At 44.0% G+C, this 14,594-nt stretch carries 15 protein-coding genes; all 15 read right to left on the reverse strand.

From position 1 onward, the window contains the following. Positions 1-4: 4 nt before the first annotated feature. A complete protein-coding gene (locus tag AZE41_RS15270) occupies positions 5-1,030 on the reverse strand; it encodes an aspartate-semialdehyde dehydrogenase (protein WP_067211122.1) in 1,026 nt (341 codons plus the stop codon). A 177-nt stretch (positions 1,031-1,207) separates the two neighbouring features. Continuing rightward, positions 1,208-1,798, reverse strand: coding sequence for a dipicolinate synthase subunit B (locus tag AZE41_RS15275; RefSeq protein WP_067211124.1), 591 nt, complete (start codon positions 1,796-1,798; stop codon positions 1,208-1,210). A gap of 12 nt (positions 1,799-1,810) precedes the next feature. Then, positions 1,811-2,584 (reverse strand): hypothetical protein, encoded by a 774-nt coding sequence (locus AZE41_RS15280; RefSeq protein ID WP_067211127.1) that lies wholly within the window; start codon positions 2,582-2,584, stop codon positions 1,811-1,813. After that, entirely contained in the window at positions 2,574-2,849 is a 276-nt protein-coding gene (locus tag AZE41_RS15285) for a YlmC/YmxH family sporulation protein (protein ID WP_067211130.1), read from the reverse strand. The genes AZE41_RS15280 and AZE41_RS15285 overlap by 11 nt, the downstream gene beginning before the upstream one ends. Before the next feature lie 71 nt (positions 2,850-2,920). After that, positions 2,921-4,168, reverse strand: a complete 1,248-nt coding sequence (locus AZE41_RS15290) for a M16 family metallopeptidase (protein ID WP_067211132.1) — start codon at positions 4,166-4,168, stop codon at positions 2,921-2,923. A gap of 279 nt (positions 4,169-4,447) precedes the next feature. Beyond that, the gene (gene pnp, locus AZE41_RS15295) at positions 4,448-6,565 is read right to left on the reverse strand and encodes a polyribonucleotide nucleotidyltransferase (RefSeq protein ID WP_067211135.1); all 2,118 of its coding nucleotides are present in this window, start codon (positions 6,563-6,565) and stop codon (positions 4,448-4,450) included. A gap of 474 nt (positions 6,566-7,039) precedes the next feature. After that, a complete protein-coding gene (rpsO, locus tag AZE41_RS15300) occupies positions 7,040-7,309 on the reverse strand; it encodes a 30S ribosomal protein S15 (RefSeq protein ID WP_067211137.1) in 270 nt (89 codons plus the stop codon). A gap of 129 nt (positions 7,310-7,438) precedes the next feature. Further along, on the reverse strand, positions 7,439-8,386 hold the full coding sequence (locus tag AZE41_RS15305) for a bifunctional riboflavin kinase/FAD synthetase (RefSeq protein ID WP_067211140.1): 948 nt from the start codon (positions 8,384-8,386) through the stop codon (positions 7,439-7,441). Positions 8,387-8,398: 12 nt separating this feature from the next. After that, on the reverse strand, positions 8,399-9,310 hold the full coding sequence (gene truB / locus AZE41_RS15310; protein WP_067211142.1) for a tRNA pseudouridine(55) synthase TruB: 912 nt from the start codon (positions 9,308-9,310) through the stop codon (positions 8,399-8,401). Positions 9,311-9,573: 263 nt separating this feature from the next. Then, a complete protein-coding gene (gene rbfA, locus AZE41_RS15315; protein ID WP_067211145.1) occupies positions 9,574-9,936 on the reverse strand; it encodes a 30S ribosome-binding factor RbfA in 363 nt (120 codons plus the stop codon). Positions 9,937-9,958: 22 nt separating this feature from the next. After that, a complete protein-coding gene (locus AZE41_RS15320) occupies positions 9,959-10,237 on the reverse strand; it encodes a DUF503 domain-containing protein (RefSeq protein WP_067211147.1) in 279 nt (92 codons plus the stop codon). Next, positions 10,234-12,765 (reverse strand): translation initiation factor IF-2, encoded by a 2,532-nt coding sequence (gene infB / locus AZE41_RS15325; RefSeq protein ID WP_067211150.1) that lies wholly within the window; start codon positions 12,763-12,765, stop codon positions 10,234-10,236. The genes AZE41_RS15320 and infB overlap by 4 nt, the downstream gene beginning before the upstream one ends. Continuing rightward, positions 12,713-13,090 (reverse strand): YlxQ family RNA-binding protein, encoded by a 378-nt coding sequence (locus AZE41_RS15330; RefSeq protein WP_067211153.1) that lies wholly within the window; start codon positions 13,088-13,090, stop codon positions 12,713-12,715. The genes infB and AZE41_RS15330 overlap by 53 nt, the downstream gene beginning before the upstream one ends. Then, positions 13,087-13,365: an RNase P modulator RnpM gene (rnpM, locus tag AZE41_RS15335; RefSeq protein WP_067211155.1), complete on the reverse strand. Its 279-nt coding sequence runs from the start codon at positions 13,363-13,365 to the stop codon at positions 13,087-13,089. Before rnpM ends, AZE41_RS15330 begins: the two co-directional genes overlap by 4 nt. Positions 13,366-13,384: 19 nt before the next feature. Then, positions 13,385-14,581 (reverse strand): transcription termination factor NusA, encoded by a 1,197-nt coding sequence (nusA, locus tag AZE41_RS15340; protein ID WP_067211157.1) that lies wholly within the window; start codon positions 14,579-14,581, stop codon positions 13,385-13,387. Positions 14,582-14,594 lie beyond the last annotated feature (13 nt).

Genomic DNA, 14,594 nt, shown 5'->3' on the forward strand with positions numbered 1-14,594 from the left:
TTTATTAGTTAAGCAGAGTTTCTGCGATTTGCACCGAATTAAGTGCCGCCCCTTTTAGGAGATTGTCCGATACAATCCACAGATGGAATCCAGCCGGGTGTTCTGGGTCTTTTCTTATACGGCCCACAAACACTTCGTCTTTTCCTTCTGCAAATAATGGCATCGGATACAATTGTTTAGATGGATCGTCTTGGACGACGACGCCTGGTGCATTTTCAAGTAGAGCGTGAAGTTCTTCTACAGAAACTCCCTCTTTACCAATTTCAATATAAACCGACTCAGAATGCCCTGTTACGACAGGTAGACGTACACATGTCGCTGACACGGACAATTTCTGATCACCAAATATTTTTTTGGTTTCATTCATCATTTTGAGCTCTTCAAGTGTATATCCTGAAGCATCGAAGGCATCAATTTGAGGAATCGCATTGAATGCGATTGGATAATGCCGTTCTGCTGAAGCAGATGGTAAAATAGCTGCTTCTATTTTCGAGCGGTTTTCAAACTGCAAACTTTGACTTTCCAACTCTTCAATTGCTTCAGATCCGGCACCTGATACTGCCTGATACGTTGAAACAATAATTCGATCCAATCCAAACTTCTCACGAATCGGTTGCAGCGCAGTCACCATTTGAATCGTCGAACAGTTTGGGTTGGCAATGATTCCTGTATGTCCGCTTAAAGCTCCCGCGTTCACTTCAGGAACAACTAACGGAATGTCTTCTATCATCCGGAATGCGCTCGTATTATCAATGACGACCGCTCCTCTTTTTACTGCTTCATGTGCAAACTTTTCTGAAATAGATCCGCCCGCACTGAAAAATGCGATGTCAATGCCTTCGAATGATTCTGGAACCGTTTCTTCAACAATATATTTATGGCCACCTGCCGTAATTTCTGCACCTGCAGATCGCTTAGAGGCTAGCAGCTTAATTGATTGGACTGGAAAATTACGTTCAAGTAATTTTTCAAGAATTTTTGTACCCACAGCTCCCGTAGCACCGACTATTGCAACATTAACCTTTTTCATCTCTATCTCCCTTTCAGCTTATACGGATGCATAAATAATCAGGACATGCATTTTTTATACTGTTTTCCAAATTGCTACAAAAAACAGCATGATTAACATAAATACTTCTGTCCCTTACATCGTTAGCAGTTCATTGGAGGAATTATATCATATATCCGATTATTCTGCTCTGTATTTTTATTTTTTGTCATGAATAATTAATAACGGTTGAAGTTGTCTTTTTTCAAGAGCTGCAGCTGTAGCAGGTACCATAAGCGTGAAATCGGAGATAAGTGAATTTGGTTTTTTTACTGGATCATCTTGCCCAAAAGGGATGAAAAACACATTTTTCATATTGAGTAGCTTCATGAGGTTCATTGCGTTTAAGCCAAGTGCATCGTTTGTTGAAATACCTATAAGTACTGGACTTTCATTCCGTAACGTAGCTTTTGCAGCCATTAAGACAGGTGAATCTGTTGCCGCGTTAGCAAATCTGCTCATGGAATTCCCAGTCATCGGTGCGATAACCATACAATCGACAGGAGTTTTCGGTCCGAATGGTTCAGCTCCTACAATTGTAGAGATAACTTTTTCACCCGTTGCGGCTTCAATTCGTGCAATCCATTCTTCCCCAGTTCCGAAACGCGTTGCGGCTGTCAAAACAGAGTGAGTGATAACGGGCACAACGGTTGCTCCCGCGTCTTTTAGCGAATCAATGACTGGTATAATTTCCTCATACGTACAATGTGACGCCGTAATCCCAAGGCCTATCCTCTTTCCCTTTAGCATCGTGTTCCCCTTTCATCTTCTATACATTCTCTCGAGCGCATCCGCCAAAGCGATTGCTGCATCTACAGGAAAGTGTTTTCCCGGTAATCCGAGGAGTACTGTATAGTATTCAGATGAAAGTTGCGCCTTTAGGCAGCCCGGGGCTGACGCAAGGTCATAAATGTGCAGTCTGGGGTTCTCAGTAGCCACAAGCCATTTTGCGGGAATCGTGTTAATCAGCATTCCCTCTTTCATTGCCCAATCGTCCGTTAACTGCTCCGTCTTATATCCGTGATAACAAGCTTCACCAATCTGAGCTTCAGACCTAGCAACGACAGTCACAACAGCCCCTAAAGATGCCAATGCATGTGCTGTCGCCTTACCAACCTTGCCGAAGCCCGCCACGGAGAAAGGAGTCCCTGAAATGCACCGTTTTGTGCGCGCATAGTATTCATGGATGAATCCCTCGGCAGTCAGCTTCGCATTTTGCCAGATGAATTGCTCTTCTTTTAGATAGCAATGGAGTGACAATCCTGCCTCTCTTAGAGGCTTCAGCCATGGTTCCGAGGTGACTCCTGTATAGAGTTCCGTTCCCTCTTCTAGCAATAAAGGAGGAATTTCGTTTTTCATTTGTAAAATCGGGAAAACAATTTGCCTTGGCGAATAGTTCGCAATCACTTCACCAAGTTCATCCGAATAATGATCGGTTCCAATGTGTTGAGTGGCAAATCCTCTTTCAAACATGATGTCGCTGCAAGCCGCCAATCTGCTGTCCGTCCCTATGAAGAGCCAGTTATTATCTTTCATCGCTAGCCAACTCATCCATACTATGCGTTTTTCCGAATAGAATACGATGTTCTCCAATCAAGACAATTTCGTGCCAAGGTATGAATTCATCCGAAGGTTCTTGACGGTTCTTGAATGAAAACCGACCGAACTTCTTCTTTATTTCAAATCCGATAATATCCCCTGTTCTCCCGTTAAAAATAAGGTCGGTATCCGCCAAATAACCATAGCGGACCCCGTCCTCAACTTGAATAAGCTCCTTCTGAGCAAGTTCTGAAAGTAGCATCGTCATTCCCCTTTCCTTCGTCTCCATCCATCATATGAGATGAGCACGGGAAAACTGACTAACGCTAGCAATCAACTATTAAATTCTTTTAGAACATCCTTTGGGGCAATGATGGATGTTGCCCGTTGCCCACTAAAGATGTCGTTTGCCATTCTATAAACCTGATTTAATTCGATATTATCGATAATTGCTACGACTTCATCGACTGATTTATGCTCCTCTAATATGAGTTCATTTTTACCGTTGCGGTGCATCCTTGCTTCTGAACTTTCAAGACCTAGCAGGAACCCGCCTTTTAACTGCTCTTTCGCATTATGCAATTCGTTTTCTGTAACGCCTGCCGTCAATATCGATTGAATTACTTCATCAATCGTATCGGACAATTCTCTGAGATTCTCTGGGGAAGTTCCACCGTATATCATGAATGCACCCGTCGTTTTATACGCGGAGAAATAGGAATGAATTGAGTAGGCCAAACCACGTTCTTCACGGACTTCCTGAAATAGTCGCGAGGACATCGAGCCGCCTATTATGCTATCTAACACAATCAACTCTGGAATTCGTTTATCGTCTACAGTAAGCCCTGTAAAGCCAAGACAGATATGGGCTTGTTCAATATCTTTTTCTTTCAGCGTAATACCGCCGTGGAATTCAGGTAACGCTACTGGTGTCGCCCGTTCAATCTTCTCGTCCTTTTTGAATGAACCGAATTGAACTTCAATCAGCTGTATTAATCGATTGTCATAGTTGCCAGCTACTGAAATAACAACTTGATCAGGCGTATACGTGCGACCCATGAAGTCATCTATCATTTTGCGGTTGAACGTATTGATTGTCGATTCATCACCGAGAACTGGTTTACCAATCGGTTGTTCTGGAAACATAACGCTCCATAACCGTTCGTCTACATCATCATCCGGTGCATCTTCGACTGCTGCAATTTCATCAAGGACAATCGACTTTTCTTTCTCAATTTCTGCTTCATCAAACGTCGAATTGAAAAACATATCCGTTAAGATGGATAGCGCGCGAGGTGCCTGGTGTCCGAGTACCGTCGTGTAATAACAAGTCATCTCTTTCGATGTGAAGGCGTTAACGTCTCCGCCAATCCGATCAAATTCCTCTGCTATCGTGCGCGCACTTCGTGATGGCGTTCCTTTAAAGAGCATATGTTCAATAAAATGAGCGATTCCAGCTTCTGATTCCATCTCATCTCCTGAACCTGCACCTACCCATATCCCTAATGCAACCGAGCGTACATGCGGCATTTTTTCATGGACGATTCTGACGCCATTTCGGCATACATGTGTTTCTATCATTCTTGGAATCCCCCTTTTAAACTCTATTCTATTTTTATAGTATATTTGATGGATGAAGAAAAGCGCAAGCGGACCGAGTTAGAGAACTCAGCTTAAGTTCACCACAAGAGGAAGGCAGTCTAAAGTCGCCGCGTCCTGCGACACCAAGGAGGGATGCAGTTCAATCCCTCCCGATTGACTTATGACCCGAGCGTGTGGTCGCTAGAGACTGGACAATGAAGAAAAAGCCCCTCATCTTCACTTGAAGAGGGGCTTTCCATTCTAGTGCTGTATGTCGATTCAGCTATTCGCTTTTTCAGCTGCTTCTTTTTCTTCAAGAATGACAATTTTTCTAGACAAGTTAACGCGTCCTTGGTTATCAACTTCAGTTACTTTTACGAACATTTCATCGCCCATTTTCAAGACATCTTCAACCACTTTAGTCCGCTCTTCTGCAATTTCAGAAACGTGGAGCAGTCCGTCTTTACCTGGGAATAGTTCAAGGAAGGCACCGAATTTCTCAATGCGTTTCACTTTCGCCATATAGTATTCGCCAACTTTTGCTTCGCGAACGATATTCTCAATCATCGCTTTCGCTTTGGTATTCATTTCATTGTTTGGAGAAGAGATATAAATCGTACCATCTTGTTCAGTATCGATTTTAACATTCGTCTCTTCGATGATCTTGTTGATGACTTTTCCGCCTGGCCCAATTACGTCACGAATCTTGTCTGGATTGATTTTGATAACGATAATTTTCGGAGCATATTCTGAAAGCTCTTCACGCGGTCCTGAAATTGCTGTGATCATATGGTTTAAAATTTTCAAGCGACCTACTTTTGCTTGTGTCAATGCTTCTTCCAAGATTTCACGTGAAAGACCATCGATTTTAATATCCATTTGAAGCGCAGTGATTCCTTTGTCAGTTCCTGCTACTTTGAAGTCCATATCGCCAAGATGATCTTCCATCCCTTGAATATCGGAAAGAACAGAGTAGTTGTCCCCTTTTTTCACAAGACCCATTGCGATACCCGCAACTGGAGCTTTAAGTGGAACACCCGCATCTAACATGGCCATTGTTGACGCACAGATCGATGCTTGTGAAGATGAACCGTTTGACTCGAGTACTTCAGCTACTAGACGAATTGTGTACGGGAAATCAGTATCATTCGGGATAACCGCTGATAATGCGCGTTCCCCAAGTGCACCGTGCCCAATTTCACGACGTCCTGGTCCACGGATTGGACCCGTTTCACCAACACTGAAGTTCGGGAAGTTATAATGGTGCATGAAACGTTTTGTTTCTTCAAGACCAAGACCATCGATGATTTGTACTTCACCAAGGGCTCCAAGTGTACAAACACTAAGCGCTTGCGTTTGTCCGCGAGTAAAGAGACCTGAACCGTGCGTACGTGGCAAGATGCCTACTTCAGATGCAAGTGGACGAATTTCGTCAAGGCCACGGCCATCAGGACGGATTTTTTCATCCGTAATAAGGCGACGTACTTCTTCTTTAACCATATAATCCAAAACGCCTTTTACTTGTTTCATCGTCGCATCGTCCGCTTCGTTTTCTTTGTAGCGTTCGATTACTTCGTTTTTCACTGCATTGATAGCATCTTCACGCGCATGCTTCTCAACAGTTTGGATTGCATTAACAAGATCGGTTTCACAGCTATTTTTAATATCGGACATAATTGTTTCATCCAATGTGAATAGTGCAACTTCCGTTTTCGCTTTGCCGACTTCAGCAATGATTTTTTCTTGGAATTCAATCAGTTTAATGATTTCACCGTGTCCGAACATAATTGCTTCAAGAATGATATCTTCCGCAACTTCTTGTGCGCCTGCTTCAACCATGTTGATCGCATCTTTCGTACCAGCGACAACAAGGTCAAGTTCACTCTTCTCCAATTGTGCCGGTGTTGGGTTAACGATGAATTTCCCGTCGATTAATCCAATTTGAATACCAGCGATTGGTCCTTCGAAAGGAATGTCAGAAATCGACAATGCAAGTGAAGAACCGAGCATTGCTGCCATTTCAGATGAACAATCTTGATCAACTGACATAACAAGTGAAATAACTTGTACATCATTGCGGAACCCGTCTGCGAATAAAGGACGGATTGGACGGTCGATTAGTCGGCTCGTTAAGACCGCTTTTTCTGATGGACGTCCTTCACGTTTAATGAAGCCACCTGGAATTTTCCCAACAGCATACATGCGTTCTTCATAATTCACTGTAAGAGGGAAGAAATCTAATCCTCGTGAATTTTTAGAAGATGTTGCAGTTGAAAGTACTGTTGTTTCCCCGTAGCGTACAAGTACTGCTCCGTTAGCCTGTTTAGCAAGTTGTCCCGTTTCAATTGTCAACGGTCGTCCTGCCCAATCTAGTGTATAAACTTTTTTCTCGGTCATAATTGAACCCCTCTCCATATCCCAGCCTCGACTGTATACGTGTATGTACTTAGTAGTAGTGTAAGTGATAGCGCTCAGTGAACACAAGTTTTTATCATCATTAACCGTCATCATGGCACATTTGTACAGTATACCACTTTATTGTGGTTTCTAGTATAGAATGGGCGAAATTAGTGGTGTTATGGACTTTTTTGTAGGAAATGAAACACGGAAGTAAAGGACATAAAGAATTCCTGCAATCTGCCTCGCCGCCAGTCTTAGGGCGGGAGACTGCCACCTACTAATACAACGCCACTGTGAATGCATAAGCATGTCGTAGTGCTTTATGTTCAAAGTAAAGGCATTGACATGGTTTTTTACGAGTAAGTTCATGGCGAGCATAATAGGGCCCATGGCAGTCATAACAAGTTAAACGCAATTAAAAATACGCACAAAAAAAAGCGGGCACGAGGCCCACTTTCGATAGTCATCTTATTAACGGCGAAGGCCGAGTTTAGCAATAAGATCACGGTAACGCTGAACTTCATTGTCTCGTAAGTATCTCAAAAGTCTTTTACGAGTTCCGATCATTTTGTAAAGACCACGACGTGAGTGGTTGTCTTTCTTATGAAGACGGAAATGTTCTGTCAGGTTATTGATCTCTTCTGTAAGGACAGCGATTTGTACATCTGCTGATCCAGTATCAGTATCATGAATTTTGTATTCACTGATCAATTCATTTTTACGTTCTTGTGTGATAGCCATCTTCTTCACCTCCATATAGTAAGATATCCCCGGTTCCCGAGCAAGCGTTGGTGATTCGCGATGCCAAGGAATGGTTTGTGCACATTGGCACGTATTTATAGTACCACGCCTATTTTGGAAATGCAACAATCATCCTCGTACTGCTAGAATCTCTTGTGCGCTTTTTTTGTCTTTGGCGATCTGTTCGACAAGCAGATCAATGGAACCGAATTTTTGCTCAGGACGGATATGTCCCACCCAGTCTACAAATGCTTCTTTACCATAGAGATCTCCGGTAAAATCGAGTACATGCACTTCTACGACGGCCTGTCTATCACTTGGATCATGGAACGTCGGTTTAACGCCAACATTACACACACCTTCATATGTTTGTTCATCCACAGTAAAACGCACTGCATAGACGCCATTTGCAGGCAACACTGTACTTTTCTCTGGCATAACGTTGGCAGTGGGGAATCCGAGCAGCCTTCCTCTTTTCTCGCCGTCAACGACTATACCCACTGTCCGAAAAGGTCTGCCAAGAAGCAATTCTGTCTCTTCAACATTACCTTTAGACAAAAGCTCACGAATCCGTGTTGAGGAAATCTTTTGCTCATCATCTGTTACTTTTTCGATAACAGTTGTACCGAATGCCCCGTCTGACAAAGCAGCCATCTGCTCCATGGTGCCCGCGCCCTTCGAACCGAATGTAAAATCAAACCCTGCAGTAACATGCAAAACATGTAGTTCCTTCAAGAAAATATCCACGAATTGCTTAGGCGAAAGCGAAGCAAGTGCCCAGTCAAACGTTACGATGAACAAAGCATCGATCCCCATTGCACTAAGTAGCCTAGCTTTTTCCTTATACTGCGTAATATAACCTACCTTATTTTCACCATCACCAAATAGATGAGAGGGATGCGGATCGAATGTCATAACAGCCGAGCGGATACCTAGTTCTTCGGCCTTTCTTTTCGCTTCGTTGATCACTGTCTGATGACCTCTATGCAAGCCGTCAAAGAAACCAATCGCAAGGGAGTAATTCGCATCATAGTCAATCGTAATTGTTTCTGGATAATGCAATTTGTAGATGTCCATTAGTATCGCCCCTTACCTGTTCAATGGAAACATCTTTTCAGGCTTCATAAGACCAAGCTTGGTAGGATGCTTCCTGTATACTGCAAGTGCCTTGCCTTCATTCATAAACACGAGTGCCTCTTCCGTGTCCAGCAGTGGATGCTCCGGCAACACTTGTCCATTTTCTACTTTCTCCAGAAGCTCCTCAGGGATTTCAATCGCAGTAAAATCACTTAGTGCATCTTCAAGTGGACGAAGTATCGTGGCTATTTGCCCTTCTTCTTGAAGCGCCCTCACTTCATCCAATGTACGGCAATCGTCCTGCACGTACGTTCCTGACGATGTACGGACTAATGCCGCCATATGCGCCGGGAAACCCAGTAGCTCCCCTATCTGGACGGCAAGCGTGCGGATGTACGTTCCTTTGCCACAAGCAACTCGGATGCGGAATGAAACTGTTTCACCTTCATACCATTGTACAGGATTCAACAATTCGATTTCACGAATGAACACTTTCCGTTCAGGCCTTTCAACTTCAATGCCTTTTCGAGCATATTCATATAACTTTTTACCATTCACTTTTACAGCAGAATACATCGGTGGAATTTGGACGATTTCGCCTGTCAATTTGGCGAGCGCTGCTTCAATTTCCGTTCGTGTAATATGTTTTGGTGATAAATCCGAAGCTACGACTGCTCCATCCGCATCTTCCGTTTCAGTTGCAGTCCCAATGGATACAACCGCAATATATTCTTTGCCAGAATCTGTTATATATTCAGCGACCTTTGTTGCCTGTCCTATACAAATCGGCAATACGCCCTCTACGCTTGGATCAAGTGTACCGGTATGTCCCACTTTTTTCGTACCGAGAATCTTCCGCAACTTGAATACACAATCATGCGAAGTCATTCCTTTTTCCTTCCACAGGGGAAGTATTCCATTCATACACGCCACCACCTTCACAATTCTAACTATATGTAAAAAGGAGGAAGCCGGAAAGTCCTTGTGGACACCGACTTCCTCCTTTTTGTTACTGGCTAGTCTCCGGGTGCCAGATGCTAGGTCATAAAGCATCTTAGCGACACCCTACTCTTTTTCCACTGGCTAGACTCCGGGTACCAGATGCTAGGGTCATAAATCAGTCCAGCTCTGCGGATAGTACCCCGCGACGCTGGCCCACTTTATGCCCGTCGCATCTTAGCGGCACCCTACTCTTTTTCTACTTCATTGTCTTCGTTTTTCACCTGTTTAAGAAGTGACTCGATTCGAGTTCCGTATGCAACGGAAGTATCGTATTCGAACTTAAGTTCGGGTGTTATCCGAAGCCTGATTCGCTGGCCGATTTCAGTACGAATATATCCTTTCGCCTGATTCAGCCCTCTTAGTGTATCTTTTTTTTCCGAATCTTTTCCAAGAACAGAAATGTAAATCGTTGCATGTTGAAGATCACCAGTCACCTCGACATCAGTTACTGTAACAAAACCGATTCGTGGATCTTTAATTTTTTGACCGATGATTTCACCAAGCTCTTTTTTCATCTGCTCTGCAACACGATTAGCACGCATTGTCATGGATGGTCACCCCAATCCCGTTTTAATAATAGTCGAGCGTTAAGTTGGACAATTCCCATTCTGGATTTGACTCCAAAAGTCGGATTGCCCGCCTAACCTCACGCTCAGCTGCATCTTTTGATGAGGCAACAGCAACAAGAGCGATTGTTGTTCGTTGCCACAGATCCTGATGATCTAGTTCTGAGATGGAGACATTATAGTCATTTTTGACTCTGTCCGTCATCCGTTTTAAAACAGACCGCTTCTCTTTCAATGAAGCCGCCTCCGGAATGAAGAATGAACATTCCGCATAGACAATCATACTCGTTTAATTTCTTCCATGATGAAGGCTTCGATAACGTCGTCTACATGTATATCGTCAAAGTTTTTGATTGTAATTCCACATTCATAGCCTTTTGCTACTTCTTTTGCATCGTCTTTAAAGCGTTTCAATGTATCTATTTCGCCTTCGAAGATGACGATGTTGTCGCGAACGATACGAACGCTTGAATCACGAGTAATCTTACCGCTCGTCACATAGCTTCCCGCAATCGTTCCGATTTTAGACACTTTAATTGTTTCGCGTACTTCAACTTGGCCGATAACTTTTTCTTCGTATTCAGGGTCAAGCATACCCTTCATTGCCAATTCGATTTCTTCAATCACTTTATAGATGACACGGTGTTGTCTGATTTCAACGCCTTCTTCTTCAGCCGCGCGTTTCGCGTTGACATCTGGACGAACGTTGAATCCAATAACGATAGCATTTGATGCAGCAGCAAGTGAAATATCAGATTCATTAATCGCGCCAGCACCTGTGTGGATGATTTTAACGTTGACGCCTTCAACTTCAATTTTCATAAGTGAAGATGCCATCGCTTCAACCGTACCTTGTACGTCTGCTTTTACGATTAAGTTCAATTCTTTGATTTCGCCTTGTTTCATATGATCAAACAAGTTATCAAGTGTTACACGTGTTTTCTCAACGCGTTGATCTTGCAGCGCTTCACCAGCTCTAGTTTCCCCGATTTGGCGTGCTGTTTTCTCGTCTTCAAAGACAACAAAACGATCTCCAGCTTGAGGTACATCGCTTAACCCTGTAATTTCAATCGGTGTAGATGGGCCAGCTTCTTTCACGCGGCGTCCAATGTCACTTACCATCGCACGTACACGACCGTATGTGTTACCAACTACGATTGGATCACCTACACGAAGCGTTCCGTCTTGTACAAGAAGCGTTGCAACAGCACCGCGACCTTTATCAAGAGAAGCTTCAATAACACTTCCGCGTGCGCGGATGTTTGGATCAGCTTTTAGTTCAGCGACTTCGGCAACAAGAAGAACCATTTCAATCAACTGGTCAATTCCTTCGCCTTTTAATGCTGAGATTGGTACGAAAATTGCATCTCCGCCCCATGCTTCAGCAACAAGTCCTTGGTCTGTTAATTCTTGCATAACACGGTCTGGATTTGCAGAAGGCTTATCCATCTTATTCACTGCAACGATAATCGGAACTTCAGCCGCTTTCGCATGGTTGATTGCTTCGATTGTTTGTGGCATAACACCATCATCCGCTGCTACAACAAGAATCGTAATATCAGTCACTTTCGCACCGCGTGCACGCATCGTTGTGAACGCCGCGTGACCTGGTGTATCAAGGAATGTTATTTTCTTGCCCTTTTCTTCGATTTGGTAGGCACCAATATGCTGTGTGATACCGCCCGCTTCGCCTTGTGTAACTTTCGTATTACGAATCGAGTCTAGAAGTGTCGTTTTACCGTGGTCAACATGCCCCATGATTGTAACGACTGGAGGACGTTCAATTGAAGCAATAGCTGTTTCTTCATGCTCCTCAAAGTACGTTTCAAGATCAGTTACATCGATACGAATTTCTTCTTCTACTTCAACTTCATAATCTGCGCAGATGAGTTCAATCGCATCTTTGTCCAATTCTTGGTTGATTGTAGCCATGATACCAAGCATGAAGAGTTTTTTGATGATTCCAGACGGTTCCCGGCCTAGTTTGTTCGCTAGTTCAGCAACTGACAGTGATTCGTAGAAAGTGATTTTTTCCGGTAACGGTTTTTCCACTTTTGGAATCGGGTTCGCTGGACGATATCTTCTACGCCCTTGGTTTATACCACGTGCCGGTGGACGTCCACCGCGACCGCCACCTGGACGACTTGGACCTCCGCCACCTGGGCGTCCGCCTTGTCCACTTGGTGCGCCTTGTGCTGGACGGTTGCCACCTGTTGAACCTTGCGCTGGGCGATTGCTACCCGTTGAGCTTTGCGCTGGACGGTTGCCACCTGTTGAGCTTTGTGATGGGCGATTGCCACCTGTTGAGCTTTGTGATGGACGGTTGCCACCTGTTGAACTTTGTGCTGGACGGTTGCCACCTGTTGAACTTTGTGCTGGACGGTTGCCACCTGTTGAGCTTTGTGATGGACGGTTGCCACCTGTTGAGCTTTGTGATGGACGGTTGCCGCCTGTTGAGCTTTGTGATGGGCGATTGCCGCCTGTTGAGCCTTGTGATGGGCGATTGCCGCCTGTTGAGCTTTGTGATGGGCGATTGCCGCCTGTTGAGCCTTGCGCTGGGCGATTGCCGCCTGTCGAACCTTGTGATGGTTTTGGAGCCATTTTTTGTTCAGCACCCTTCGTTTCTACTTTTGGCGCACTTGGTTTAGTGACATTGCCACTGAATTTACTATTCAGCTTTGTAATCGAATCATTATCTAATGTCGACATATGATTTGTAACACTTACATTTATCTTTCCAAGCTCATCAATAACTTCTTTACTCGTCCGATTCACTTGTTTCGCGTATTCGTGTACTCGTATTTTCGTCATTAGTCCACCCCCGGTTATATTCGTTGAGTAGCCCGGACACCTTTTTAGCAAAACCGCTGTCCGTTAGCGCAAGCACCACTCGCGACTCTTTTCCAACTGCATGTCCAAGCTCTTCTCGAGTCCCGAAAACATGCTTCTCAACGTTGTAAAATGCACTTTTATCAGTTAATTTCTTCAATGTATTTTTAGATGCGTCTTCTGAAATAATTACAAGACGTGCTTTGCCGGCACGAATTTCCCGAACAACCAAATCTTCACCCATAATAAGCATTCTTGCCCGCGCCGCCATGCCAAGCATTTGATAAATCTTTTTCGGATCTGTCATTTTAATGCCTCCCGGCGGATCGCGTGGAGAAGATCCTCAAATACCTGTTCAGGTACGGCCGTTCCAAGTTGACTTTCAATCGATCTGTTACGGCGCGCGGATTCAACTGCTTCTTCGGATTTTGACACATATGTCCCGCGGCCTGATTTCTTGCCAGTGAGATCGACTGAAACTTCCCCTTCTTTCGGGCGGACGATGCGAATCATTTCCTTTTTGGGAAACATATTGCCTGTCGCCGCACATTTACGCAAAGGAATTTTTTTCATGTTTGTCATGTGTGCTCAACCTTTCCTCTCAGTCTTCGTTTTCCGTATCCGTATACAGATCGATTGTTTCAGTTCCAACGTCTTCTGTTACTTCATCTTCAACGAAGTACGGGTCGCTTTCGTTCGCGTCCCCATCCAACTGGACTTGTTCTATGATTAACGCACTAGTGGCTGACGGATAAATCCCAAGTTCGCGTGCATCCGTTTCGCTCTTAATGTCGATTTTCCAACCAGTCATCTTGGCAGCAAGTCTAGCGTTTTGACCACGTTTCCCGATAGCAAGTGACAATTGATAGTCAGGTACAACAACCGTTGTCGATCGATCTTCTTCATTTACCTGAACGTCAATTACTTTTGAAGGACTCAGTGCATTTGCTACGAATATAGCTGGATCCTCTGACCATTCGACGATATCGATTTTCTCGCCATTTAGTTCATTTGAAATCGATTGAACCCGTGCACCTCTTGCGCCTACACATGAACCAACCGGATCTACTGCATCATTATTCGTATGAACTGAAATTTTAGAACGATCTCCCGCTTCTCGTGCAATCGATTTGATTTCAACGATACCTTCAAAGATTTCAGGAACCTCAACTTCAAACAGTCTGCGAAGAAGTCCTGGATGTGTTCTTGATACGAACACTTGCGGACCACGTGATGTACGTTCAACTTTTGTAATATAGACTTTGATACGATCATGGGGTTGATACTTTTCTGTCGGGATCTGTTCCCCTACTGGTAAAACAGCTTCGACTTTCCCAAGACCAACATACAAATTTCGTGCGTCAAGGCGTTCAACAATACCGTTGACGATATCATCTTCCCTATCGACGTACTCTTCATAGATGATGCCACGTTCCGCTTCTCTCACACGCTGCGTAACAACTTGCTTCGCAGTTTGTGCTGCAACACGACCAAAGTCGCGTGGCGTCACTTCTTCTTCAACAACATCTTCAAGTTCATAAGATGGGTTGATTTTACGTGCATCTTCAAGACTGATTTGTAGACGCTCATCTTCGACTTCTTCGACAACATCTTTTCTTGAATAAACTTTCATTGTTCCTTTATCAAGGTTCAAGTCAACGCGCACATTTTGTGCCTGATTAAAATTGCGTTTATATGCGGTTACAAGTGCCGCTTCGATTGCTTCCACTAATACGTCCCTAGAAATACCTTTTTGCTTTTCTAAGGCTGTCAATGCATCGAGTAGATCACTACTCATGTTAATCACTCCT

The sequence above is a fragment of the Sporosarcina psychrophila genome (genome assembly GCF_001590685.1).
Taxonomy (GTDB): Bacteria; Bacillota; Bacilli; order Bacillales_A; family Planococcaceae; genus Sporosarcina; species Sporosarcina psychrophila.